The organism is Acidithrix sp. C25 (genome assembly GCF_904848545.2).
On sequence record NZ_CAJHCI020000007.1, the window covers coordinates 698,951 to 724,372 of the forward strand.

Sequence of the window (25,422 nt, forward strand, 5' to 3'; positions counted from 1 at the left end):
TGATGGTAAGTGAGCAGCCGATGGCGATATTTCGGTATTTGGAGCAGTTGGATTGATAAATCGTATTGATCTGGGTACAATTCCGGATTCTCCTGGTTCGTACCAGTTTAAGGATCAGGACGGTCGAGTAATTTACGTCGGCAAGGCGAAGAGTTTGCGGTCGCGTCTTCAAAATTACTTCGCGCCTATCGAAAGCCTCCATCCCCGGGTGGCTGCAATGGTAACAGCGGCAGTTGACGTCGAGTGGATAACTGTTTCAAATGACGTCGAAGCTCTCATGCTTGAATTTAGTCTGATCAAGAAGTTCCGACCGCGTTTTAATGTTCGTCTTAGAGACGATAAAAGTTATCCCTACTTGATGGTTACAGCTGATCAGCTTTGGCCAAGAGCGGTGATAACACGATCGCCTCATCGAAAGGGTGCTCGTTACTTTGGCCCATATCCGCATACCTATGCGATAAGGGAGACGCTTGACCTCCTTATTCGGACATTTCCAATTAGAACATGTTCCGATTCCAAGTTTCAACGGGCAGCGAAAGTTAAAAAGCCTTGTCTTTTGTACCATATCGAAAGGTGTAGCGGACCTTGTGTGAATCTCGTAAGTGACCGTGAATACGCCGAGATAGTCTCTAACTTCGAATCGATTTTAAAGGGTAATTCTAAAAGCTTTGTCGATCGCCTGAGAGCTGATATGACCAAGGCTGCAAGTGAACTCGATTTTGAGAGCGCTGCCAGGCTAAGGGATCGTCTAGGCGCTCTAGAACGTGCTGTTGAACGTCAGGAGATGGTCGGCAATCCCAACGACAATTTTGATGTGATTGGTTTGTGCTTTGATGAACTTGAATGTCAGGTAGACGTTCTGGTCGTGCGTGCCGGCAGAGTCAGTGGACGGCGATCCACTACGGTTGATAGGGTCGAGGAGTTATCGGAGGATGAGCTTCTAGAGGTCTTGATTGAGCAACTTTATTTTGATTCTCCGGCCGAACTCCCCAAGGAACTGATCGTCCCGTTTGTACCAACGAACACTGAGATAATAGAGGATTGGCTCTGTGAACTTCGAGGTAACTTAGTGTCAATAAGGGTTGCGCGTCGTGGCCATAAAAAGGCACTTTTGGATCGAGCAAATGCAAATGCTAGTGAGTCCTTTAGACGCCATCGCCTAAAGAGGGCATCAGACCATAATGCCCGATCGCGAGCCCTTACCGCTCTGGCTGATGAGTTATCTTTGCCAATCTTTCCGCTTCGAATTGAATGTTACGATATGAGCCACCTAAGTGGAACTAATTACGTCGGTTCGATGGTGGTGATGGAAGATGGTCTTCCTAAGAAGTCAGAGTACCGACGATTTAAGGTATCGATAGAACAAAATGACGACTTTGCGGCTATGTACGAGGTTCTTACTAGACGTCTGCGCCGCCTCAATGATGCCAATGACGATGCGATGGTTGATGATTCGAAAAGGGCAAGGTTTTCCTATCCACCGTCTTTGATGGTAATTGATGGAGGTAAAGGTCAACTCTCGATGGCGTACAAAGCGCTTTGCGAAGCTGGCTTGCAGGACGAGATCCCTGTGATTTCATTGGCGAAGAAGTTTGAGGAGGTTTACCGTCCGAATGAGTCGGAGCCGATTCGAATTCCTAGAACTTCAGAGTCACTTTTTTTACTTCAATCGATTCGAGATGAAGCGCATAGATTTGCCATTTCATTTCACCGTCAGTTACGTGATAAGGAGATGACGCAATCTATTTTGGATGATGTCCGCGGGTTGGGGCCGATACGAAAAAAGCGACTACTCAATGAATACGGAAGCATTAAAAAGTTGCGTACTGCATCTCTCGAAGAGCTATCCAATTTGAGGTGGCTACCAGGTGAGGTGGGTGCTGCAGTGTATTCGACCTTGCACGACCTGCCCAGTTAGTCCTATGTTTATTTGTTGGATAAAGAGTATTTTCAGGTCAATTTAAATGTGATCTCCAAGATCTATTCTCAATTGCGCAAATGGTCGTTGCGCAAATGGTCGTTGGATCTCGACTCCGTCCCTATCTGCTATACCATAGGCTGCCTAGAGAGTGCGCATTGAGAGGTGTCGACTAATGCATTGACAAGATAGAACGGCTGCCCCTAGGGTGGCCGAGTGGCTTCTAATTGGTTGATTTCCACTAAATTCCATCTGTCTTTTTGGTGTGGAGATGCTTGTTCTTTGAGTCGGTGTAGTCAGTTACATTTTTCCCTTGGTTGCTAGGGTTTTTGCGATAAGAGTAGAATGAACAAATTCGCATAACAAGCCTGGAAGGCGTAAATAATTTTCCATGCTGACTTTGAATTGATTTACTAACCAAGGGTGATGGGCATATGAGCTTCGAGGAAAACTATTTACGTGATGAGTTCGCACCCATCGCAGCCGAGCTTTGGAGTCACAACGCCGCTTGGTGGCAGGAGGGGTTCACAGAAGGCGCAGATCCTGAGTATGTAGAACAGATACTCCCGATCATCGCCAATTGGACGGGAGCCTCGCAGCGTGTTTTAGAAGTGGGAACGGGCGAGGGGCAAATTCTTCGGTCGCTTTCAAAGCTTTTCGAGCGCAAACTTCTAGTTGGAATCGATCCAACGCCCGAGCAGCTTGTTTTAGCAAAGGAGCGTGGCGGAGAGATTGAGTACATCCGTTCCGACGCTGCCTCAATTCCTTTGGCGGATGCTCATTTCGACACAGTGATTGCATGTTTAGTCTTTGAACACATAATGGATCTGTCCAAAGCACTCGAGGAGGTTGCTCGGCTGCTGGAAACCGGTGGGCAATTTATCTTTCTCTTAAATCACCCTCTTTTTCAAACGCCTGACTCAGGTTGGGTTGATGATACGACATTTGGGGAACAGTATTGGAGAATTGGTAAATATCTTCAGGTTAGTCAAAATGTGGAGGAAGTGGAGAAAGATGTGTTTATTCCATTTGTACATCGTCCCCTTTCGCACTACATAAATGCCGCCATTTCATCAAGTTTGTCGTTAGCACAGATGCTGGAGCCGGCTCCACCACAGGGTTTTATTGATCTTGCACCCGAGTATTACGAGGCCAGATTCGTCCCGCGACTTCTGGCACTTCGATTCATAAAGAGCTAGCAACACATCGTTAGGGTGTCTATGAATGAAGTTAGCGTAGAGGCTATTTTCAGCTCGAAACTCACCTCCTAAGGCGGTGTTTTTCTCAACAGATTGCGATGATTTATCTACCGAAAGCTTGACTGACAGCAAAGTAGTCAAATTCAAAAAGTCGTAGTGGCGATCATGAGGTTAGGGCGTCGATACGTGTCAGACACGTGGCGGTTGAACACGTCGATTCGTTATCCTTGAGTCTGCTTTTACCCTTATTAAATATTCTACTTTGGGTCGTCCTTCGTAATCTGGGTACCAGATCGCTGTTAATTGACTATTAATCTTTGTGATCCGCAAATCTCATGGGTTAGTTCCTTTGATAACCTGGGAGATGGCTGGCGCTAGTCATCAATAGAGATGGCTGGTTTAGTGTTTTGAGATCTAGTAATTCCAAGGTACCTCGTCGTGCATTCCATGAATCAATACGTCCATTGACCCGTTGTCCTTCATGAATGCTCTCTAGGAAGCCGTAGGTGTTCTTTACCGGGCACTCCAGGTCGAACTTCTTGGAAAATTGATGGTCACTCGTAAGATCTTGATTAGGTATCTATGGTTGGACCATGGACTAGATTTTTTTGAAAGGATATCTAAAACTCAAGGCGTGTCGAGTTGGGTTCGATTCTTTTACAGCCGTGTTTTTTAAGGCGAGGAACCATATGTCAGAGTATCTCTTTATTACTGGAATGTCCGGTGCAGGCCGCTCTACTGCTGGGGCAGCGCTGGAAGACCTTGGTTGGTTCGTGATCGATAACATGCCGGTTGAGTTGATATCAAAGGTCTCTGACCTGGCAGATCGAAATAGTGATGCCGATCGACTCGCCTTCGTGATAGGACGTTTTGGGTATGAGGCTATTGATGGAGTGGTGTCGGAGATTGAGCGGCTTAGATTTAACGGCGCAACTGTGAAGGTGCTCTATCTGGAAGCTACCGATGAAGCGCTAATAACGCGTTTTGAATCGACCCGACGACGGCATCCTATCGGCGAGGAAGGTGTTGGAAATGCTATTGGGCGCGAGCGCAGAATGCTTTTGGTCTTGCGCGACATCGCCGACATCATAGTTGACACCTCGAATCTCAATGTTCACGAGCTCAAACGTCGTTTAAACGAGCTTTTTTCAGGTCCAGTATCAAGCTCTACTCTTACTGTGACGGTTGTTTCGTTCGGGTTTAGTTATGGAACTCCGAGGGATGTCGATCTGCTTTTTGATTGTCGTTTTTTACCAAATCCGCACTGGATCCCAGAGCTGAGACCACATACGGGCCTCGAAGAACCCGTTCGGGATTATGTTCTAGAGCAGGCGGATACGAATGAATTTATAAAGAGACTTACCTATCTCTTTGACTTTTTGATACCAGCTTATATTCAAGAGGGAAAGTCCTATTTGACTGTGGCTGTTGGATGTACAGGTGGAAGGCATCGTTCTGTAGTACTAACCGAGGTCTTGGCCAGATATTTTAGAGAACAGGGACTGATTCCTAAGGTAATCCATAGGGATGTCGAAAGGTGATCCTTGAAGATGTTGCTCCCCAATTTTTGCACTCATCGAGTCGAATAGTTGCTATAGGAGGGGGCCATGGCTTGGGCGTGACACTAGATGCTCTAGCCAGAGGTGGCCATTTCCCGATAGGTATAGTTTCCGTTGCGGACGACGGCGGTTCTTCGGGAAGATTGAGGGAAGCCTTCGGTCAAATCCCTCCAGGTGACCTTCGTCGCTGCATATCAGCGTTGGTGCCTAGCGACTCGCTCTGGCGCGAGTTGCTGGAATTTCGTTTTGGTGAATCTGAGTTGCGGGGCCATGCTCTTGGAAATCTTATTTTCACCGCGTTGGCAACTCTAAACCAGGATCCAATGATAGCGGCACTGGAGCTTGCTAGGCTGACACATGCTGCAGGGCGAATATTTCCAGCGAGTCTTGACCCCATAACTTTGGTGGGTGAATTTCAAGGTAAACAAATACTTGGGCAAGCTAGACTCTCGAATACCGCAGGGATTCAGGAGTTGCACCATCTTCCAAATAATCCAAGAGTTGCCCCGGTTGTCGTTGAGGCAATTGAACGCGCTACGACCATAGTTTTGGGCCCTGGTTCGATTTATACGAGTGTCATCGCAGTATGTCAAATTCATGAGATTCGAGAGGCGCTTAGTCGTTCCAAGGCAAGGCTGGTCTATGTCGCAAATCTTGCATCTCAGGTTGGGGAGGCACAAAATATGACCGTAGTGGACCACATTCGTGCAATCGGAAGATACGGAGTCACTCCTGATGTAGTTCTATACGATGATCGATCCATCGAATTAGGAGACATCCAAATGATGGATCCTACCAACCTGGTTCGCGCCTCCTTGGGTTGTCGCGATGATACCCGAATTCACGACGTTAGTCGCCTTCAGAAACATCTTGAGGCGGTTATTGTATAGCGAGTGGACGAGTAGCTGGATCTTTGAATCCATTTGAACTTTAACCTTGTTTCACTGTGACATTAAATAGTGCGATCGATATTCAAGCCGAAATACAATTCCATCGGTAACGTGGCGTTTTGGTTTTGAAATTGTCTTAAACCACTAGCTTTAGTTACTCTTGGCCTTAGAGCAATATGACAGAGCCATTTGGCAGAGCAATTCGGTCACCATTGGAAATTACCTCAAAGATGATTTTTCATATTTGCAGAAATCGTCTTTTGTGGACCAAGGTCGAACTAATATCGATTTATCGCGCCGATAAAGTGAATTGGTATTAACGGGATGATTGAACGCTTTCTTGCTCGAACTTTTTTAGGTGACTGGTTTTGAAGATTTCCTTCAAGTGCTCATTTGGCAGTGTCGGGGTTTTTCGAGATCGTCTCCGTGATATTTTGGATTTGGTTGACATCTATTCTCTTTGAGTGGATGTCGTGACTGCGATTTTTAGGCTCACGTCCCGAAATTTGAGTCATTGGCGAATATGCAAGTTATTGCCTATCCTCGGATGCCCACAAGCATTGATCAGTGATAGACAACATATCGGCGGAAGCTAGTTACGTAGTGGCTGATTCTTGTTATTTCGATATATTGTGGAAGCCGTTGTTGGATGTTTAATATTAAATGACCAAAAGGTCTGAAGATGGGGGTTTTAAGTGGCGCTTCGAGTCGGAATCAATGGTTTTGGTAGAATTGGGCGAAACTTCTATAGAGCGGCAGCCAAGCAGGGCGTCGATATTGAGGTCGTAGCAGTAAATGACTTGACGTCGCCTGAGATAAACGCCCATCTTCTTAAGTACGATACGACGCATGGTCGCTTAGGAGTGGACGTTAGAGTCAGTCCTGAAGGAATCATCGTAGGAGAGTCTTTGATTCGAGTATTCTCTGAGCGTGATCCAAAGACGCTACCCTGGGGAGAACTAGGATGCGATGTTGTAATCGAGAGTACCGGAATATTTACTGATGGAAATAAAGCCTCGGCTCATATCGATGCCGGAGCCAAGAAGGTCATCATTTCAGCGCCTGGAACTAATGTTGATGCGACCTTTGTGGTCGGAGTGAACGACGGTGATTATGATCCAAAAATCCATCACATAGTTTCGAACGCTTCGTGCACTACAAACTGTTTTGTACCAATGGTTAAAGTGTTAGACGATGCCTTCGGCGTGCATAAGGGACTTATGAGCACCGTTCACGCCTACACGAACGATCAGAACCTTCTCGATCTAGCTCATAAAGATCCACGTCGAGCACGAGCGGCCGCATCGAATATAGTCCCATCTTCTACGGGTGCAGCTAAGGCTACGGGACTTGTGCTTCAAGCAATGGCAGGTCGCCTTGATGGAACCTCGCTTAGAGTTCCGGTTCCAGATGGTTCGATCACCGATGCTACGTTGGTTTTGAATGGCGAGTTTACCAAGGATGAGATAAATGCGGCTTATCAAAGGGCTGCCACCTCGGGTCCATTGTCGAAGGTTCTGGTTTATTCGACCGAACCATTGGTCTCATCTGACATTGTCGGAACACCTGCTTCTTGTACTATCGACGCAGCAATGACTATGGCGATGAACCTAGATAATGGAACAACCCTCGTTAAGGTGTTCGGTTGGTATGACAACGAATGGGGCTATTCAAATCGCCTCGTTGATCTGGCTCGCATTATGGCGACTTCGATTTAATTATTTTTAGAAATTGCAAGGATTCTCAAGTACGCTCCAAATTATTTAAGTTGGGGATCCTTGCTTTTTGCGATCATTGAAAATCTGACTTTTTGTGAGTTTCGAGGTCGTCGTATTGTTTTTATGGAATTAAAGATCTTCTTCAGTAATACTGAGTTGGAAAAATGGTGAGGTTTTTAGATGGATATTCCCCAGCTAGAAGACTTGGGCGATGTCTCTGGTAAGTCAGTGCTGGTTCGGTCGGATCTGAATGTTCCGCTTCAATATGATGACGACTTGGATGCAAGCATAATTGATCCTTTTCGAATTACCTCTAGCTTGCCTACCTTGGATTATCTCATAAAAAATGGGGCCAGAGTGACGGTTTGTTCGCACCTTGGGCGACCAAAAGGAGTTCCAGATCCAAGATATCTCATGGCTCCGGTGCGCAACTACCTGAAAGCCATCTACCCAGAGATCGAGGTGATGGAGAATGTGCGTTTCAACAAGGGTGAAGAGGCTAACGACCCGGAGTTCGTGCAATTTCTAATCGCTGGTCAGGATCTTTATGTAAACGACGCTTTTGGAGTATGCCATAGATCTCATGCCTCTGTGGTTGGTCCGCCGAAGTATTTAAAGTCCGCTGCTGGTCGTCTACTGTCGAAAGAGGTAAATGTTCTAAGCGGTCTTTTGGAGGCACCAAAGGGGCCATTTGTAGCGATTATAGGCGGGGCAAAGGTATCGGATAAGATCGCATTGATTCGCGCGATAGAACCGAAGGTCGACAAGATCCTTATTGGCGGCGCTATGGCATTTACCTTTTTGGCAGCGATGGGTCATAGTGTAGGGGATTCACTTTTCGAAGTGGATTTGGTGGAAGAATGCAAAGCTCTTTTGGCCGGTAGCGATACCCTTGTGGTCCCGATTGACTTTCTTGGTCTTCAAAGCTCGATAAAATTTGGACGGGGTGAATCAGGAGCCGATCCCGTCTCCCTAGGGGAAGATGTCCCGAGTGGGTTTCGTGGCCTAGATATTGGTCCCAAGAGTATTGAGCTTTTTATTGCGGAGATCAATCATGCAGCCACAATCTTATGGAATGGACCGATGGGCGTCTTTGAAGATGACCGTTTTTCAAGAGGAACTTTGGCCATTGCAAATGCCGTGGCCGAAAGTGGTGCATTTTCAGTGGTAGGCGGAGGGGATTCCGCAGCTGCCATTGACGCAGCCGGCTTGGCGCCTCGTATCAGTCACCTATCTACCGGAGGTGGCGCATCTCTAGAACTTCTAGAGAAGGGTGATCTGCCGGGTCTCGCTGCTCTTCGGCATGGGCTTGTTTTATAACTGAGAACTCCTTTAGGACTGGGTGACCAACAGGTAATTGCTAGGCCCTTGTAGTATGGAATGTTATATTGGTGTGGTTGACCTAATCTATATTTGAGGAGAAGCTTTGTCGGCAAAAAAGGGCTATGAACTTAAGCCGAATCCAGCAACTGGTCGTTATCGCCTAATAAGTGGCAACTGGAAGATGAATCTCAATCACCTTGAAGCGATTCAGCTTGTACAAAAGCTCTATTTTGGTTTGAGAGACGTGGACTACTCTTTTAGCGAGATTAGTATTCATCCACCAGCAACTTCAATTAGACCTCTTCAGTTGCTAATAGAGAGCGACAAGATGCGCTTTAGTCTTGGTGCCCAAAATTGCTTTTATGAGCCTTCCGGGGCTTATACCGGGGAGATTTCAGCGTCGATGCTCTCGAAACTGAACGTGAAATACGTAATTGTTGGTCACTCTGAGCGGCGTCGAATTTTTGGTGAAACTGATGAAGTTGTCGCCGCCAAGGTTCAGAGTGTCTTTAGTGAAGCAATGACTCCGATTCTGTGCGTTGGAGAAACTGCACAAGAACGCCAGGATGGACTGACGGATGAAGTTATAACTCGACAAGTTCGAGGTGCTATGGCTGAACTTACAGGTGAGCTTGCCTCGAAGATTGTCGTAGCCTACGAACCTGTTTGGGCAATTGGAACAGGTGCGGTAGCCACATCAGACGATGCGGCAAGTGGGGCACAGCTGATTCGCCAAGAGATCAACACTCTTTTTGGACAAGGCGTGTCAAACTCAGTTCGTATTCAATATGGAGGTTCCGTGACTCCTGTTTCAGCTCCGGAACTTCTAGCCACCGAAGGTGTGGATGGTCTCCTCGTTGGTGGTGCTAGCTTGGATGCTGAGACTTTTGCCCGAATTATCCGAGGATAGTTTTTGGCACTAAATAGTGCTCTAAATAATTTAGGGTTTGGTTTTGTCTGTTTTTGGAAGGAAATTGAGTGCTTACCGCAATATTGGTGGTCATTGAGATCATCTCAGCACTAGCTTTGATTATTTTGATTTTGCTTCACTCCGGCAAGGGTGGGGGAATGTCTGAACTGTTAGGAGGCTCCGTTGGAGCTTCAGCCGCAGGTTCTACGGTTGCCGAACGTAACCTAGACCGTATTACTATCACATTTGCACTTGTCTTTATGTTTTCGGCAGTGGCTCTCTCGCTTCGAATTTGAAGATATTAGGCTATCGCAAGATTTTTAGGTAAGTAATTTGAGCCGAAGACACTCCAGCGTTATGGTCTCGGCCGAATAAGTGGTTATTGAGCCGAGAGGTTTTATCTTGGGCAAAAGTCCGAAAGGGATAGGGGTATTTGCCCAAGTGGGTGTCTTGCTAGCCTTGCTCACTACTTTGGCAGGCTGTTCATTGCTCTCGTCTGCTAAACCAGTAGCAAGAAGGCCGTTGGTTATCTCAGTTGCTTCAATTCCTTCGAATTTGAATCCGGCCTTAGCATCTGGAGATCCCTCGATCACGAAGATGGTCGATTCACTCTTTCTGCCAAGCGCGTTTTTGCTTGATTCCGGGGGGAACCTTGTACTTAACACTCCTTATGTGACATCAGCTGAAATCGTATCGGTGAACCCTCAGGTGATTGTATATAAAATAAATCAGAAGGCGATCTGGAGCGATGGTCACCCACTTTCCGCCCTTGACTTTATCTACACTTGGGAGTCGCAAAAGGCGGGGGTTCGCGGGATTGTGCCCAAGTACTTATCTTCCTTGGTCGATCCAACAAGATACAACGATATCTCATCAGTCGTCTCCAACAGCACAGGGAGTGCGGTAACGGTTACACTGTCTCATCCAGATTCGTCCTGGCGGAGCTTTTTTAATCCAGTCTTTCCGGCTCGGTATATGCAGGCCAATGGATTTGTTGCATCTATGTCTCTGGGACAACTAGCCTTTCCAACTATCGGATCCTACCGAATTGCTGATTACTCTTCTACCTCTATTGGCTTCAAAGCAAAAAAGGGAGCAGTTGCTTCGTTCTCTGGGGTCACCTTTGAAAGTGGTCTTGCGGTATCGCCTTCGTCTGGATCATTAAGCGCCAATATTTATCCGCCGGGAGTCATTCAATCTGGCGCCTCTGGTACTTTTGGATTTGTGAGCGGATCGACTCTCACCTCATTGCGATTCAATACAACTGCCTCCTCTCTAACTATGCGAAATGGCTTGGCATATGCGATCGACAGAAGGGCGCTTTGGAGCAATCTTTTCGGCCATAGTCCTCTGTCTAGTTATGAGTACAATCCACCTGGAAACAATTTATTCATGGAAGGGCAATCTGACTACAAGGATCAACAAGGATACTTTATGCTGGGGGATCCCGCTCGAGCTGAGCGCTCATTGATTATGGCCGGCTATACATATTCCCCCAATGGGATCTTTTACCCAACGTCAGGTTCGTCAACTATCGATTTGGTGTACAACTCTACCTCTGCCCTGGATTCCAAGGTGGCAACGATGATTGCGAGTGTCTGGCGATACTATGGATTGAGTGTTACCTCAGACCCAAAGAACAGCAAGAGTGCATTGAACAATGCGCTGTCTTCTGGAGCATTTACTGCGGCCATAGTTGATATCCCAATTACAGGAGCGGTGGCTCCCTTGGTGCAACCGTTTGTACCCTTGGCTGGAGCAAGTTATTCATCTATTCTAGGTAGCTCTCCAGTAGGGACAAAGAACACAGTTAGATCGGCTGGTGCGCAAGTCTATCCATTGAACTCCTCTCGTCTTTATAATAAAATTGATGCATTGATATGGGGTGATATGGCTGCACTGCCACTATTTCAGGTGCCACAGCAGGTAGTTTTTGGATCTTCGATCTCTAGTGAAGAGTTGCATGCAGCTTTGACATTGATAACAAGTGGGAATTTGAACTCCAGTGCATTTATTACGCTAGGTTGAAATGGGTACAGGGACAAGGCGCTGGAGTTGGTGATGTTCTTTTGAAGTTGAGACTTATTTCAAGCTGATTGAAGAGATGTTGTTTCTTAAAAGTTTGCTCCTATCTGGGTTGGCGTCTCTGACTATTCTTTGTGAACTATTCGATTTTGACTTTTGAATGATCGCTGCTTGTGTTTATAGTGGCGCCGTGGAGAACGCTCGATTGCAATGGCCCCAATCGTTCTGAGTGAATGATCCAAACCAACCATTGGATTGTAAAGACGAACTTCTTTGGAGTAGCAGTGAATAATTTAATCGAGAGTCCCTGCATTATCTTCTAGATGCAATTTCGGACTTGGTCTGCATCGCCTTTTTGAATTCAACCCCCAAAGCCCAAGGTTGAAGCCCATTGATACGCCCCGGAAATCTTGGAGACTCCTAGTCTTTCAGTTAAGGAGTCATCATTATGGCAAGAGTAAAGAAGTATTCACCCGAAGTTCGTGATCGAGCAATACGAATGGTCACGGACCATCGAGGTGAGTATCCCCCACAGTGGGCAGCTATCCAATCTGTTGCTCAGAAGCTGTAAATGACGCCCGAGACGCTACGTACTTGGGTACGTCAGGCTTCGATAGATGTCGGTGAGACTAAAGGAACAACTACTCAATGAGAGAGAGCGCACCCGTCAACTAGAGCGAGAAGTCGTAGAGCTTCGTAGAGCTAATGAGATTTTACGTGCGGCCTCGATTTTCTTTGCGACCGAGTTGGACGGTCAAAGCGCGAAGCGAAGCAAGTAATTGCTTTTATAGATTGCAATAAGCAAAAGTGGGGAGTCCAGCCGATCTGTAGGGTCTTACAGTTCGCTTCCTCGACTTATTACTCTAATAAATCACGAGTTGCCTCAGTGAGATCTATTCGTGATAAATCTCTCAAGACGAAGATAAGTAAAATTCACAAGGACAACTACTTTCGTATATGGGCTTAGGAAGCTCTGGTGTGCGCTTAAGCGCGAAGGTATCGACATCGCGCGCTGCACAACAGAGCGTTTGATGGCTGAGCTCGGTATTTCTGGGGTGAGACGTGGTAAGACTTACGTCGTAACCACCGTCGCGAATGAGCTCGTAGAACGCCCGAAAGACCTGGTAAACAGGAACTTTACGTCTAATGAGCCAAACAACTTGTGGGTGGCGGATATCACCTACGTCAAGACAAAGATTGGCTGGGCCTACGTTGCCTTCGTTACAGACGTATTTTCAAGGACGATCCTAGGATGGAAGGTATCGCCATCGCTTAAGGCAAACTTGGCAACCGATGCCCTTGAGATGGCTATTCACCAAAGAGCGGTGTCGCCAGGCCTTGTACACCATAGCGATCGCGGAGTACAGTACCTATCTGTTAGATATTCCCAACGCCTAATTGATGTCGGCATTACCGCCTCAGTGGGTTCCAAAGGCGATTCTTATGACAATGCCCTGGCTGAGACGACAAATGGCATCTATAAGGCAGAGTTGGTGAATCCTCATGGGCCCTTCTTTGACGTCGATGAACTTGAGTGGGCGACACTTGGCTATATCGACTGGTTCAATAATCGAAGGCTCCATGGCTCAATTGGAATGATTCCACCAGTTGAGTTTGAAGATAACCACCATAGTTCCTCTTGTGATAACAAAGTGGCATAGCCAAGCTAGCTTTTTCTTCTTTTTATAACCATCAGGTCGACTCATCGAATCAATTGTTAGGCTTTGCCATGAATAACCATGACAAGGCTAACAATTGCAACCGGTTATCGACACCTCAATCCCACACCTACTAGTGGGCTGCAAGTTGCAGCCCACTAGTAGGTGTACTTCGCGTTGTCATAAAAGACCCAAGTTCTCTCTCACATCTTTTCTGCCCAATCCCAGTGGAGTCAATATGACCGAGGTTGATAACCACGGCGCTTGAAGCCTAGGTGATCTCGAAGGTGCGCTTCATCGACGATGAGCCACAAGCACTGACCAGTCAGAAACCCGCCATGGCTATTGGAAGTAATAACGTAATCCTGGTCAGCAATTCCCATTCGTTACAATAGCGTTACGATATGAGTATGGTCATATGCGCGTGGTGCTGCAGTACCTTTATGGCTTCGAGACGGCGTAAGTATCACAGCGACGCCTGTCGCCAGGCGGCTTATCGAGCCCGCCATGGCTATTGGAAGTAATAACGTAATCCTGGTCAGCAATTCCCATTCGTTACAATAGCGTTACGATATGAGTATGGTCATATGCGCGTGGTGCTGCAGTACCTTTATGGCTTCGAGACGGCGTAAGTATCACAGCGACGCCTGTCGCCAGGCGGCTTATCGAGCCCGCCATGGCGTCAAAGCTGCTGTGTCTGATCCCTCCGATACCCGGCGGATGCAAGTCGTCTATGAGTGTCCCCGCTGCGAGAGTCGCTACCTCGGTATTTTAGAGATGCCCAGAATGCAACCTTTTGTGTACCCGTATTGGAACAGGTGGTCCTTGTCCTCATTGTGACGAACCAGTTGCCCACGTCGATCTCGATAACTAACCTTCCATCGTTAAATCCAGAGCTCCATCAAAGTTCCCGTAGGTATTTTGATGTACCCAGCATTTCAAGTCAACTATCACCACAAATGCTTCTGTTGTGATTGTGGATTTGTTTGTTACAAAGTTGGTGGTAGTGAGAGATGTCCTAAATAGTAAAGAACCAGCCATATTTTAAAGATTTAATCTAAACAACTAGTTCGCCAGACAGCTCAAATTCCATCAAATATCGTGCTTTTAGGGGTATTGACATCCGTCTCTGCTACGCTAATGCGTACCCAAGAGAACCGATTGGTTCTGCGATAATGGAGTCTCCATTAAACCCGGGGCGTATCACATTGCAACCATAGATAGGGTCAACGTCGATCTAAAAGGGGAATTTGGCGATGTGCTATGTTGGTATTCGGGGTCGATTGATGAGGCGCTCTCAATTCGAGTATCAAAAATGCGATCTTTTTTCTAAGGGGGATATGGGAGTTTTAGAAAAAAGGGGTCTGGTTTTGGGAGATGTTTCGACGATAGCCAAACAATTTATAAGTATCTTTATAGGACCGTCGGTAGCAGGCGACTTTTCCTAGGTTACTTTTTGGAAGGACTCCGATCATCTTTGCTGGCTGGTAGTTCTCAGTGTTAGTCACCGCTTGAGTTGGTTTGGTCTGTTAGATCGATAAAATCGATTCCTTCGATAGGGCCAAATCGTGCTTTGATAACATCGATTGCCATTGGGTTGGAGTCAACCAGGAGAAACTTTCTACCCAGTTCTTTTGCCGCTATCCCAGTGGTGCCACTGCCGGCGAAAAAGTCTAGGACAGTGTCGCCAGGCTGGGTAGAGGCTGTGATCATGCGCCTTAGTATTCCTAAGGGTTTTTGAGTCGGATAGCCGGTTTTTTCATGGCCAGTTGGAGATACGATCGTGTGCCACCACACATCGGTTGGAAGCTTTCCTAGTTCTCTCTTTTGTGGTGTCACCAGTCCAGGTGCCATATAAGGTTCTCGGTCTACGTCGGCAGAGTTGAAGTAATATTTGGATCGATCTTTTGAATAGAGCAAAATGTTGTCGTGTTTTGCTGGCCATTTTGACTTAGAACGGGCGCCATAGTCATAGGCCCAAATTATCTCGTTGATGAAGTTTTCGCGACCGAATTCTTCGTCTAACATTACTTTGGCGTAATGGACTTCTCGATAGTCAAGGTGAAGGTAGAGGCTTCCAGTCGGTGACAACAGTCTATGTGCAAGTTTTATACGCAATCGAAGGAAGCTTATAAAGTCATCGAAGGAGTCATCGTAGGAGACCGTAGAGGTAATTTCACTTCTGTAGCTTTGCCCTTGAAATCCGGTGTGGTTGCCATTTGGGTCTCGGACCATCTTTTTGTTTGTTCTTGTCTGGCGTATCCCGGTATTGAATGGTGGGTCGATGTAAATCATTGAAACCGAATTCGGCACTAGCTTTGGCAAAACCGCAAGGGAGTCCCCCAGGTAGACGGTTCCGATTGATTCATGGGCGGAGGAAAGTGTCAATTTGGAATTTCGTTTGATCAATACGTCAACGTTCATACTACAACCACACTAGGGAATAGATACCGTTGCCCAAATTGCGGTTTGACTTAGATTGCGTTTTTAAGTCAAACTGCGATAGTGTCTGGATCGTAAGATACATATAAATCCTATCGCTTTGGAGTTTCACCCCACTGCTCAAGACAAGACGGCAGGAGAGATTGACCCCTAACGTGGTCAAATCTGTTTTTGAGATGTCGGCGTTGAAACAGCAGATGTACCTTCTCTGGGAGGCTTTCAAATTTACAGATCAAAGACCATCTCTGAACTTATTGACTTGGACGTCTGTGGTGATTTGGATTTTCTATGAATAATTCCCCAATCGGCGATAGGGTCTTGATATTCCAACAGACGGAAATTCTAAGTGACATCGGAGGCGCCATGGATCGACTTATAACGACTCATCCCAAGGCTTGAGTGCCGTGCGCCGTCGTAATTTTCTGTATGATGCGGTGGCTGAGACGATTCGGTAGTTTGTTTGATGATCGTTTTGGCTTTGAACCAAGGGGTTGAAATGGCAATGATAAGTATTTGCTTGAACTTTCAGGAAAATTTGAAGAGGCCTTTGACGTCTACAAGTCCGTGTTTGACACAGATTACATTACACCAATTGCCAAAATGGGCGAAATATTTCCTAGGGGTAGCGAAGTCGAACTAAGCGATTTTGAGAGAAATGGGCTTGTAAATATGGAGTTGTCTGTCGTTGGTAGTCATCTGCTAATGGCTGCCGATATGATCGATTCCTTGGGCCAAAAGGTATCGATTGGAAACAGTACAACTACCAATCTTGAACTTGACGATGTCGATGGGGCCAGGTAGTTCCATGAAGCGCTGTCGCAAGGGGCAATATTCTGCGCTCAACCATCGCAGACCCCTTGGACTTCCCTATGGGGGGCAGGTCTAGATAGATTTGGAATTCGATGGATGTTTAATGTGATACTCCAAAATTAACTCTTGCGACTCGATTGTTCAAGTTGTTGACTTTACTTCCTTTGATTTTCGAGTGAGCCAAGATGTTTGGTTTATGAAGTTCCAAGTAACACCCGCCGCGATTTGTTGTGAACCTTCTAGTTCAACTCATATGGGGGCGTCGGTTCCTACCATTGTAGATTGATTCATTTGATGCATTGAACGTGTGAGTTAGCCCCACATATAGCGTCGACCGAGATTTCACCTTTGGAATAAATGGTTGGACTTTTGGTTGTCGTGATAACTGAAAGTTGAATGGGGCCACTAGCTCAAACGTGCTGGGGCCATTTTGGTCAAGCGTTTCCAAATTCGGTCGGTTGCACACGAGGAATTTGTCTATTGCTGGGTCACGATGCGCAGCACGATAATTTAGTTACATCTTTTGTGAAGGATTGACATGCAAGCTTTAGCGACTCGGCCATTGTTAGATACGGATGAAAGCTCGAGGCTAGGTCATCGATTGAAATGTTGTATTTGATCGCTAGAGATGCCGCCTGTATCACGTCACCAGCTCCTTCAGAGATGATATTGGCGCCCAAAAGCTTTCTAGTGGATTTGTCGGCAACTAGCTTTATTGCTCCATGGGTTTGGCCGTTCACCAAGGACCTTGGGATTTGATCGAGGGGCAGAATGGTCGTTATGGTATCGAGGCCCAAGATTTTAGCTTCACTCTCTCTAAGTCCTACCCCAGATATAGGAGGGTTGGTAAAGGTGACTCTTGGAAGGGCCGTGAGATCTAGACTTCGATTCGACGCCAAGACGCAATTATCGACTGCGAGTGCGCCCTCATAGGCGGCGACGTAGACAAATTGTGGACCGCCAATCACATCGCCCGCACTGTAGATCTGCGGGTTGGTAGTTTGTAGGAGATGATTTACTACGATTGCGCCATCTTTAGTGACCTCTACTCCGGCTTTTTCCAATCCAAGTCTATTTGTATTGGGTTTTCTTGTCGTGGCTATAAGTATCTTGTCAAATGCGATTGTGACCTTATCCATTTGTGATGTGAGCTCAATCGAGCGACTGCTGCCCTTCGCGTTCACTCTTGTAATTTGAGCAGAGGTATAGATAGTTGCACCTTGGCTGATCAAAGTATCTTTTAGAATGGCCGAGATTTCAGCCTCTTCTTGGGGCGCAATCTGTTCGCCTGCTTCGATAAAGGTGACTTGGGAACCTAGGTTCATAAATAGCTGTCCTAGTTCTAGTCCGATCGAGCCAGCGCCTACTATACAAAGGCGATTGGGGATCGACTTTGTATTTAGCGCGGTGGTGGAGGTTAGATAAGACGTAGAGAATAATCCAGGAATTGGCGGAATGTACGGCGAAGCCCCAGTAGCGATTAGGAAGTATTTTGCCCCTAGAACGCGATCACCTACTTCGATTTTGTCTTTTGCAACAAAGGATGCGTGTCCATATATAATATCGAAGCCGTAATCTTTTGCTAATTCTAGATATTTGGATCTTCGCAGGGAATTGACTAATTCATCTTTATTCTTGATCATTTGATTAATTTCGAATTGGACCCGAAAGGCCCCATTCGAGCTGAGGCGCTTTTCTTGAATTTGCTCGCTAGCGCGCAAGAGCGCCTTGGACGGAATGCATCCCACGTTTACGCATGTTCCGCCAACCACATCTTTTTCAATTATTGCAACAGACAGACCAGCTTCGCGAGCTCTTATTGCAGCTGCGAATGATGCTGAGCCGCTCCCGATCGCGATGAAATCGTAGTCATTACTTTCATCAACAGGAGCTGAATTGTCAATCTCGATAGAGATTGTCTCAACATGAAGTCTTCCTAATGCGGCTTCTATCTCACTTAGCGGTTTGTCGATTGGCAGGAGGAAGCGGATGTTGTGCTTGGATTCATCTTGCATTATTGAAGTTGCACCTGATTCTAGGAGCATCGCTACGACAGAGATGGTGTCGTAGCGGTAATTCGTTTGACTTATGATAACGGTGACACTGAGTAGGTTCTTCATGCGTAATCTCCGGTATTATGACTTCTATGGTTTGATTGATCTAAGTATATCCGTATAAACGGATATAAAATATGCAGTCAACCGATGTCAAATTTCGCAAAGTGTTGAGAGTTATGAATGATGTAAAAGAGCTGGAGCTTTCGATACCGGGAGTTTCGGATACGAGGTTGGTTTTAGCGAAGTTCTTTAGGGCAATTGCCGATCCCAATCGGTTATTGTTGCTTGAATTTCTCGTTTCCGGCGAACACACTGGTAATGAATGTGTTGCCCATGTAAGGCTTGCGCAGAGCAGGGTCTCGTCTCACCTACAGTGTCTGGTAAATTGCGGATTTGTACGTGTTCGACGTGAGGGACATTTTGCCTACTATCGAGTCGTTGATGAGCGTGTGATTGACTTAGTCGAGATAGGCCGAGAGATCGCTAGCGATCATAGCGGTACTATTCTCGAATGCACCAGAGTGACTTCCAGCTAGAAGACTTTAGATTTATTTGTCTGTCATTTATTGAAGTGGCCAGATGACCAGCGGCGGATCGAAAGGTTTCAGCCCTAACAACTTAGATCTAAGTGCTGTGGTCGTATTTGAATGTTCGTATTGTCGTTGGTTTAAAATATTTGCTTAACCCCTTGACGGAATGACTGCTTTGAGCTCCAAGAGGCGCACAGAGTTTCTAATTTGCACTGGTGATGTCAACTTTGTGTGCTGGTAGTTGTGAGACTTATGAAATGTCACAACTCCTTTTGATGCGTGTGCGTGAACTTCATTCATGGCCGGTCTCTAGATTGAGTTTGGGCTCTTTGGCTCAAATTCAAGGCGTAAGATATGCTCCCTAAGCCTGTCTAAGTCAAAGCCCATCAAGTTTCACAGGATCTCTCATTGGCTGAATCAGGATTTTATTACCTGATTCCATCTCGTAAATTGCCCTAGTCGTTCTTTTTGTCTTGGAAGCTGATTTGTATGTTCGGTATTTTGTGGTTGAACAGTTCAAGATTGAAATGGATTCATTCGATATTAATGTAAATATGCAATTGCAAATTTTCGCAATTACGAATTAGTTTGCTAGTGTAAGAGTGTGGTGCCAAGCTGGAAGTTGTCTTTCTTTTTTCCAGAATGGTCGAAGCAAACTGTCGGAGCGAGATTTCGCAATCGCAATCGGCAAATTGATGGTATTTTGAATGTTTACTGAGTTATCCAAGGTTGTATTTCGGACTGAGGAGGGGGTTTTCAACTTTGTGAAATCTCCAATCCTTGATTTTGCGAGTAGCCATCGATACTCTGGTTGCATTGTGGAGAATTTGAGTTCTTATAGGCGAGGTTGTGGCGTTTTGTGACTTCGAATCGATGTTATTTTATCGCAGCGCACTCGGTTTGACTGGAAGATGAAATGGATCTGCTGATCGTTGGTGTAGGTGAGTTCGCTCGGCGAGACGTTACCCTAGAGGCTTGCTGCTTGCTGACATATGTTGCTAAAAGGGTCTACCTAGCCACCAGGCGCTTATGGTGATTCTTTTTCATAGTTTTTACTCGTTTTGGATGGCGTGGCACTCTTCTTCTTTGGTTTTGACTATCGCAGAGTATGGATTTCCTTTTTTTTCAGAAAGGGGCGGAATTGCGCTTTTGGCGATAATCCTTTCGCTCGTTCTATACCTATTGTTTCGCAAACAGCGGAGTCAAGCCAATGCAGCGAAGCAGATTAGCGCATCGAGTAAATATATAGCGCGACTGAATCAGATAGCTAATGACGTTCATGAGGAGAGTGAACTTTTAGCTCTAGCCTGTGATCTCGCCGTTTCAGATGGCGGTTTTAGAACGTCGGCAATAGTTGAATTGACGAATGGTGAGCTTGATCAGCTCGATTTAGTGTTTGAATCGCAAGGGTCTGGGGTTTTTGAAGGTTATTTTGAGGCTATAAAGCCAGCAGTTCGTATTGGTTTAGACGCCGGATCTCCTTATTTTTTGGAGCTTCCTTCAACTTTGACCCGCCACATTTTTTCTTGGCGACGAGTTTTTGAGGGAAAGAGTACGGCTGTCGTATTGCCTTTGAAAAATTATTTAAAGAATCCCAGTGCGTTGATTCTTGTAACTTTCGACAACAAACGACACTTTCCAGCGAATCAATTTGTAAAAGAGCTTATGGCCGAGATCGCCAACGATCTCATGCGAGGGATCCACCGGATCGAACTCGTGAAACGCGATCTAAAGACTAGCGCAATGAATGAAACATTACTCGGAAGCCTTGGCGTGGGCATAAATGTCGTTCGATACCCAGAGCGGGTTATCGAGATTGCAAACCAAAAGTTGCTGGATATTGCAAAGGCAAAGGACCTTGAGGAGTTCAGGAACCAGCCCGTTCGCAGCCTGTACCTAGATGATGAACAATTTGAGCGGGTCGGCGAATTAGCCAAGCTTGTCGAGATGTGCGGCTCTGGGAGTTTGGATACTGTTGGTTACCGAACCATCACAGGTGAAAAGGTATTTCTTGACATGTCAGGTCGACTTTTGAACTTTGGAGATGGTATTACTCGAATTGTGTGGACACAGATTGACGTAACTGATAGAGTCGAGGCCGATCGTCAACGTAACGAAATTGGCAAGATGCGCGACGTCCTGCTAAACAATACAGTTGCGGGCATTGACCTAGTCGAGTACCCAACGCGTCGAATCATTGAGGCAAATCTAGCGTTCGCGGAGATGTTGGGATATGGTGATCTAACCGAGCTAATTGGAATGAATACCTCGACTCTTTACACTCTTGACTCCGAGAACGCGAGGATGGCGGCTTTGAGTCGATCGGTCCTCTCGAGCGGACAGGGGAGCCTGAGCGATCTTCAAGTTCTTAAAAAAGATGGGTCGACAATCTACGTAGATATTCACGGCCGCTATCTTGATGGTGGCGACTCCGAAAGTCAAGTGGTTGTTTGGACCTCGGTAGATGTGACGGGGAGACATCAACTCAACGACGAGCTACGTCGATTTGCGAACTTCGACTCCTTGACTAATCTTCCGAATCGACGCGCACTCCATCAATATCTAGAGGAGGCAATTGCCCGAGCACGTAGCGATGAACGACATCTCGCCGTAGGCGTTATAGACCTAGATGACTTCAAGCCAGTTAATGATGTCTATGGCCATTTATCTGGCGATGAACTCTTAAAAGAGTTTGCTAGACGTCTAAAGAGTGTCCTGCGTTCGGGGGATTTTGCCTCGCGGCTAGGAGGTGATGAGTTTGTTGTGATTCTAGAGGGCCTAAGCAAGGAGACTTTGGAATCACAACTTGAGACAGTTCTTCTGCGTTTATACGAGACTGTGGAGTCACCGTTTGAGATCGATGGGGGCCATCTGGTGAATGTTGGAATGTCAATGGGGATATCATTCTCAAACCCCACTATTGACGAGCCGGACATTCTTGTTAGGATGGCCGATTCGGCGATGTTCGCTATCAAAAAGCTTAAAGGTAACCGCAAAAGATGGTGGTTGGTTGCCGATTCTAAGATTGAAGATGCGGTTGAGATCGTTACGATTGATCCATACGGCAGCGAAGCCAACTTTTTGCTGGAAAACCTTTCGAAGACGGTCGCCAGTTCAATCCAAAGTTTCGTATCTGACTTCTACGATCGGTTGATTCAGGATGGTTCCATCTCGAAAAACCTGAATGAGATCTCCCCGGATGAGTTGGAATCCCTAAAGGCCATTCAAGTTCAATCCCTAAATACTCTTATAGATTGCTCCAGCGGAGTTGAACCGTTTAAGGAATTTTCGCGTCATCTTGGTGCAGTACATGCCTATGTGGGCACTTCTAGTAGTGCTTTGATTGAAATAACGAATCTATATAGAAAATTTATGGATACAGCCTTAGACGAAATGAGTATTCGTTCCATCGATCGTCTGCGTACTCAATCGGCGTTAGAGGCCAGACTGCAACTGGACCTTCAAATGCAACTCACAGCCATGGACGAAGCCATCGAAAGCTATCGTTCAGTTCTTTCGTCTCCATTACCGCAAATGAGCGAAAATTGGTTGGATGTGATATTGGGCGAAGCCAGAGTGCTTGGAGGGCTGACCGGGATTTTGGGATGCCAACTGTGGAGGCCCAATTTAGAGGGAGTTTTTTATCCGGATATCAACGTGGGTTTTTTGCAGGGAGCCATTGAAGAGGTTGTGGCTAGATCAATATTGCCGCGCCTTGACAGTCGCTTTCGAACAGGCGCGGGTTTGGTGCCAGCCGCAATGTTGTCAGGTGAGATTACATTCTCTTATTCTTTTTCTTCAGATCCCCGTACAGTATCGTGGCACGACCTGCTCCACCCTCTAGGTGTTCATTCCGTAGTTGCAATTCCAATTGCAGATCGTGGCTCTCCTAGCTCAGTTCTCGTACTCCATGGCGCCTACCCGAATCAGTTCTCCAGCAAGTGGAGTGCCTCGTTTTCCATGGAGCTTTGTCAGCGTTGGAGTCAATTGTTTCGTCGTATTGGCGAGAAACCCAATCGTTTGACGGTGCGCGAAGGGGAAGCTTTTAGAAAATTGCTGTATTCAGGAGCTTTGACGATGTACGCTCAGCCCATTGTAGATATTGCTAGTGGCGACACGATCAAGGTTGAGATGCTAGCGAGATTGACTAGCTTTGATGGCTCGGTGATAACGCCCGGACAATTTCTGCCCAGTTTCAGCGATGGCGATTTGGACACTTTGTTCTTACAAGGGTTAGATCAGTCGTTACGACAGTTACAAGCATGGGATCGCCAGGGTCTCAAGATAGATCTTTCAATGAACATCGCGCCCTCGACAGTGCTTAATCCCCAAAGCAACCTTTGGTTAAAGCAACACTTAGACACTTATTCAATTGATCCTCAGAGGATCACACTTGAGTTGGTAGAGAATCAGGAGATCACGGGCGACCGTCATTCTGATGCAGTTCGTACGCTTTCTAAGATTGGAATTCGATTGGCCATCGACGATCTTGGATCAGGATATTCGAGCTTAAAGCGGCTTGCAAGTTTGCCATTTGATGTTATAAAAGTTGATCAGTCAATCGTTCGGGCGTTAAAATATGATCCAATTGCTAACTTATCTTTGATAAGGACGATAATTCAAATTGGCGACGACTTCGATCGCTATGTAATAGTGGAGGGTTTGGAAAGTCGAGCGGAGATAGAAGCGATTCATCTTCTAGGAGCTACGGTTGCGCAAGGTTTTGAGATCGCTAAGCCCATGCCTGCTGGGATGATTTATAAATGGGTCACCGAAAAGGAATGGCAAAGACCGCGGTTCAACGAGATCTCTTCGTACTTAGGTGCTCTTGCCTATCATATGGCATATATTTATTTTGAAAGAGCAACTGCTAAATCAGATGCCAATGAATGTCCCGTAGATGCTTTTCTCGCCATAAGTGGATATCATGATAGCGAAATCAATGAATGTCACCGTCAGATCCACAGTGGAATTGATCGTGATCGTCGAAGAGAATTGAGCCGGAGCTTGCTGGGTTGGCTTGCCGATAAAGTGCGCGAGGGTGAAGAGTAGCTTTGAGCGCGATCTTCAATTCAAATAAGTTTTACCGGGTTAGTTTTGTATTTTGAAAGTGATAGAATATCTCATACAGAGTTAGGCGCTTTCAATCATTGCTCTTGATCTAAAAGTATTGGGAGTCATTATCAAGTTGGCTGATAGATGATAAGTGTGAAAATTTCGTACAGAAACCTTTTCCCCAAAGCATCGATAACCTTACTTATTTATAAGCAGAATCGGATTAAAAAACTAGCTGTATAGGTTCTCTATGTTGATACCTTGGATTTTGACTTGCATACGGATTTGTCATCGATATTTATAGGTTTGTTCTCGAAGTTACATTATTATTGCATTTAGTATGTTTCGTGGAATTTTGATAATCGAAGGCTAGCATCGATTATTATTGTAAGAATAAGTTAGTTTATGACTAGCTAATCTCAGTATAATGTTTTATTTGATTGATCTATCTATCGCAATCAATTTCATCAAAATTGGGTCTTGCATTGTGCGATCATCAAAGCAATATTCATTTTGTTTTTTGAGGAAATTTTCGATTACTTACAGGAGAGTTGCGCGGTATCTTTTGTATTTGCGCTTTTTGCAGACTATAAAGGTTGATGCATTACGACATCGAAGATGATTTGTTTAAATGATGTCTAATTGCTTATCGTAGTGATGTGCTCGCGACGGACAAGCCGCTTGCCTCTATTTATGACTTATGACCTATGAAGCTGATTACCGATATTAGCAAATATGGAAAATAGAACTATTTCTTTTTGAAGATACTTTTGCAATTGCAACGATTGATAACGCAATTTTCGAAAGAATTCTTTTTGTGAATGCTCTAATGGATGATCAGCAACCTTAGAAGAGGATGATTGGAATCGAATTCGACTTGTTTTGTCAACACTCGTGCGACTCTCTCGGGAATACTTCAAAGCGCTCCGGGAGGATGCATCGACTATGGATTCTAGCGTTTGAACTAAAGCTTTTTGAGGGTGATGAAGGCAACTTTGAACAACTTCATGAGGATTCGAAATGATGTGCAAGACTTCTCTGGCAACTTTAGTTTTTGGGTAATTTTTTCGACGAGGTTGTTTGCTCGTGGCGCACACCTCGATCGTCAAATGGAACTTCCAAGGCATCATAGATTGCCATAGATTTAGTAATCCTTTGGTTGAAATCAGCCTAGCAATTTTCAAAGGTAATTTCGAGTTCACTTATTGGCTTGCCGAATTGTTTACCATGAATATCTTGTGGCACTTAAATAACTTGCCTACCAAGAGTCGCAAGTATCTATGCCAGTGCAAAGGGCCAAATCTAAAAGACCAAATGCTTAAGTAAGA

General features: G+C 45.8%; 16 protein-coding genes and 1 pseudogene. 13 read left to right on the top strand and 4 right to left on the bottom strand.

What is annotated here, in order from left to right; all coding sequences use genetic code 11:
- Nucleotides 1-52: 52 nt before the first annotated feature.
- The 10 genes and pseudogenes from uvrC to ACIDITHRIX25_RS84655 all read left to right on the top strand — a co-directional run bounded on the left by uvrC (nucleotide 53) and on the right by ACIDITHRIX25_RS84655 (nucleotide 13,203).
- On the top strand, nucleotides 53-1,918 hold the full coding sequence (gene uvrC, locus ACIDITHRIX25_RS84610) for an excinuclease ABC subunit UvrC (RefSeq protein ID WP_052604653.1): 1,866 nt from the start codon (nucleotides 53-55) through the stop codon (nucleotides 1,916-1,918).
- 434 nt (nucleotides 1,919-2,352) lie between these two features.
- Nucleotides 2,353-3,117 carry a class I SAM-dependent methyltransferase gene (locus ACIDITHRIX25_RS84615; protein ID WP_052604652.1) on the top strand — a complete coding sequence of 255 codons (765 nt, stop codon included), beginning with the start codon at nucleotides 2,353-2,355 and terminating at the stop codon, nucleotides 3,115-3,117.
- 689 nt (nucleotides 3,118-3,806) lie between these two features.
- Nucleotides 3,807-4,658, top strand: coding sequence for an RNase adapter RapZ (gene rapZ / locus ACIDITHRIX25_RS84620; protein ID WP_052604651.1), 852 nt, complete (start codon nucleotides 3,807-3,809; stop codon nucleotides 4,656-4,658).
- Complete coding sequence (locus tag ACIDITHRIX25_RS84625; RefSeq protein ID WP_201732067.1) at nucleotides 4,655-5,566, top strand: gluconeogenesis factor YvcK family protein; 912 nt, start codon at nucleotides 4,655-4,657, stop codon at nucleotides 5,564-5,566. Before rapZ ends, ACIDITHRIX25_RS84625 begins: the two co-directional genes overlap by 4 nt.
- Nucleotides 5,567-6,261: 695 nt before the next feature.
- Nucleotides 6,262-7,284, top strand: coding sequence for a type I glyceraldehyde-3-phosphate dehydrogenase (gap, locus tag ACIDITHRIX25_RS84630; RefSeq protein WP_052604649.1), 1,023 nt, complete (start codon nucleotides 6,262-6,264; stop codon nucleotides 7,282-7,284).
- Between the two features lie 180 nt (nucleotides 7,285-7,464).
- Nucleotides 7,465-8,604: a phosphoglycerate kinase gene (locus tag ACIDITHRIX25_RS84635; protein ID WP_201732068.1), complete on the top strand. Its 1,140-nt coding sequence runs from the start codon at nucleotides 7,465-7,467 to the stop codon at nucleotides 8,602-8,604.
- A gap of 106 nt (nucleotides 8,605-8,710) precedes the next feature.
- Nucleotides 8,711-9,517 carry a triose-phosphate isomerase gene (tpiA, locus tag ACIDITHRIX25_RS84640; protein WP_235347599.1) on the top strand — a complete coding sequence of 269 codons (807 nt, stop codon included), beginning with the start codon at nucleotides 8,711-8,713 and terminating at the stop codon, nucleotides 9,515-9,517.
- A 68-nt stretch (nucleotides 9,518-9,585) separates the two neighbouring features.
- Nucleotides 9,586-9,813, top strand: coding sequence for a preprotein translocase subunit SecG (gene secG / locus ACIDITHRIX25_RS84645; RefSeq protein WP_052604647.1), 228 nt, complete (start codon nucleotides 9,586-9,588; stop codon nucleotides 9,811-9,813).
- A 106-nt stretch (nucleotides 9,814-9,919) separates the two neighbouring features.
- Nucleotides 9,920-11,545: an ABC transporter substrate-binding protein gene (locus ACIDITHRIX25_RS84650; RefSeq protein WP_201732069.1), complete on the top strand. Its 1,626-nt coding sequence runs from the start codon at nucleotides 9,920-9,922 to the stop codon at nucleotides 11,543-11,545.
- 445 nt (nucleotides 11,546-11,990) lie between these two features.
- A pseudogene (locus ACIDITHRIX25_RS84655) lies at nucleotides 11,991-13,203 on the top strand (IS3 family transposase).
- A gap of 383 nt (nucleotides 13,204-13,586) precedes the next feature.
- Here the strand turns inward: ACIDITHRIX25_RS84655 and ACIDITHRIX25_RS84660 are convergent.
- The 3 genes from ACIDITHRIX25_RS84660 to ACIDITHRIX25_RS84670 all read right to left on the bottom strand — a co-directional run bounded on the left by ACIDITHRIX25_RS84660 (nucleotide 13,587) and on the right by ACIDITHRIX25_RS84670 (nucleotide 15,624).
- Nucleotides 13,587-13,745: a hypothetical protein gene (locus ACIDITHRIX25_RS84660; protein WP_201732070.1), complete on the bottom strand. Its 159-nt coding sequence runs from the start codon at nucleotides 13,743-13,745 to the stop codon at nucleotides 13,587-13,589.
- A gap of 10 nt (nucleotides 13,746-13,755) precedes the next feature.
- A complete protein-coding gene (locus ACIDITHRIX25_RS84665; protein WP_201732071.1) occupies nucleotides 13,756-13,926 on the bottom strand; it encodes a hypothetical protein in 171 nt (56 codons plus the stop codon).
- A 774-nt stretch (nucleotides 13,927-14,700) separates the two neighbouring features.
- Nucleotides 14,701-15,624: a DNA-methyltransferase gene (locus ACIDITHRIX25_RS84670; RefSeq protein WP_201732072.1), complete on the bottom strand. Its 924-nt coding sequence runs from the start codon at nucleotides 15,622-15,624 to the stop codon at nucleotides 14,701-14,703.
- Between the two features lie 531 nt (nucleotides 15,625-16,155).
- On the opposite strand from ACIDITHRIX25_RS84670, the gene ACIDITHRIX25_RS84675 reads away from it, so the two are divergent.
- Complete coding sequence (locus ACIDITHRIX25_RS84675) at nucleotides 16,156-16,443, top strand: hypothetical protein (protein WP_201732073.1); 288 nt, start codon at nucleotides 16,156-16,158, stop codon at nucleotides 16,441-16,443.
- Nucleotides 16,444-16,940: 497 nt separating this feature from the next.
- Here ACIDITHRIX25_RS84675 and merA read toward each other — a convergent pair whose 3' ends face one another.
- Nucleotides 16,941-18,572 carry a mercury(II) reductase gene (gene merA, locus ACIDITHRIX25_RS84680; RefSeq protein WP_201732074.1) on the bottom strand — a complete coding sequence of 544 codons (1,632 nt, stop codon included), beginning with the start codon at nucleotides 18,570-18,572 and terminating at the stop codon, nucleotides 16,941-16,943.
- Between the two features lie 113 nt (nucleotides 18,573-18,685).
- On the opposite strand from merA, the gene ACIDITHRIX25_RS84685 reads away from it, so the two are divergent.
- Both ACIDITHRIX25_RS84685 and ACIDITHRIX25_RS84690 read left to right on the top strand, forming a co-directional pair.
- Nucleotides 18,686-19,045 (top strand): ArsR/SmtB family transcription factor, encoded by a 360-nt coding sequence (locus ACIDITHRIX25_RS84685; protein WP_201732075.1) that lies wholly within the window; start codon nucleotides 18,686-18,688, stop codon nucleotides 19,043-19,045.
- Between the two features lie 1,086 nt (nucleotides 19,046-20,131).
- The gene (locus tag ACIDITHRIX25_RS84690; RefSeq protein ID WP_213333484.1) at nucleotides 20,132-24,091 is read left to right on the top strand and encodes an EAL domain-containing protein; all 3,960 of its coding nucleotides are present in this window, start codon (nucleotides 20,132-20,134) and stop codon (nucleotides 24,089-24,091) included.
- Nucleotides 24,092-25,422: the final 1,331 nt, after the last annotated feature.

Coding starts and splice junctions, on each gene's coding strand:
- ACIDITHRIX25_RS84615 (WP_052604652.1), top strand. CDS start 2,353: ATGAGCTTCGAGGAAAACTATTTACGTGATGAGTTCGCACCCATCGCA.
- rapZ (WP_052604651.1), top strand. CDS start 3,807: ATGTCAGAGTATCTCTTTATTACTGGAATGTCCGGTGCAGGCCGCTCT.
- ACIDITHRIX25_RS84635 (WP_201732068.1), top strand. CDS start 7,465: ATGGATATTCCCCAGCTAGAAGACTTGGGCGATGTCTCTGGTAAGTCA.
- ACIDITHRIX25_RS84670 (WP_201732072.1), bottom strand. CDS start 15,624: ATGAACGTTGACGTATTGATCAAACGAAATTCCAAATTGACACTTTCC.
- merA (WP_201732074.1), bottom strand. CDS start 18,572: ATGAAGAACCTACTCAGTGTCACCGTTATCATAAGTCAAACGAATTAC.
- ACIDITHRIX25_RS84685 (WP_201732075.1), top strand. CDS start 18,686: ATGAATGATGTAAAAGAGCTGGAGCTTTCGATACCGGGAGTTTCGGAT.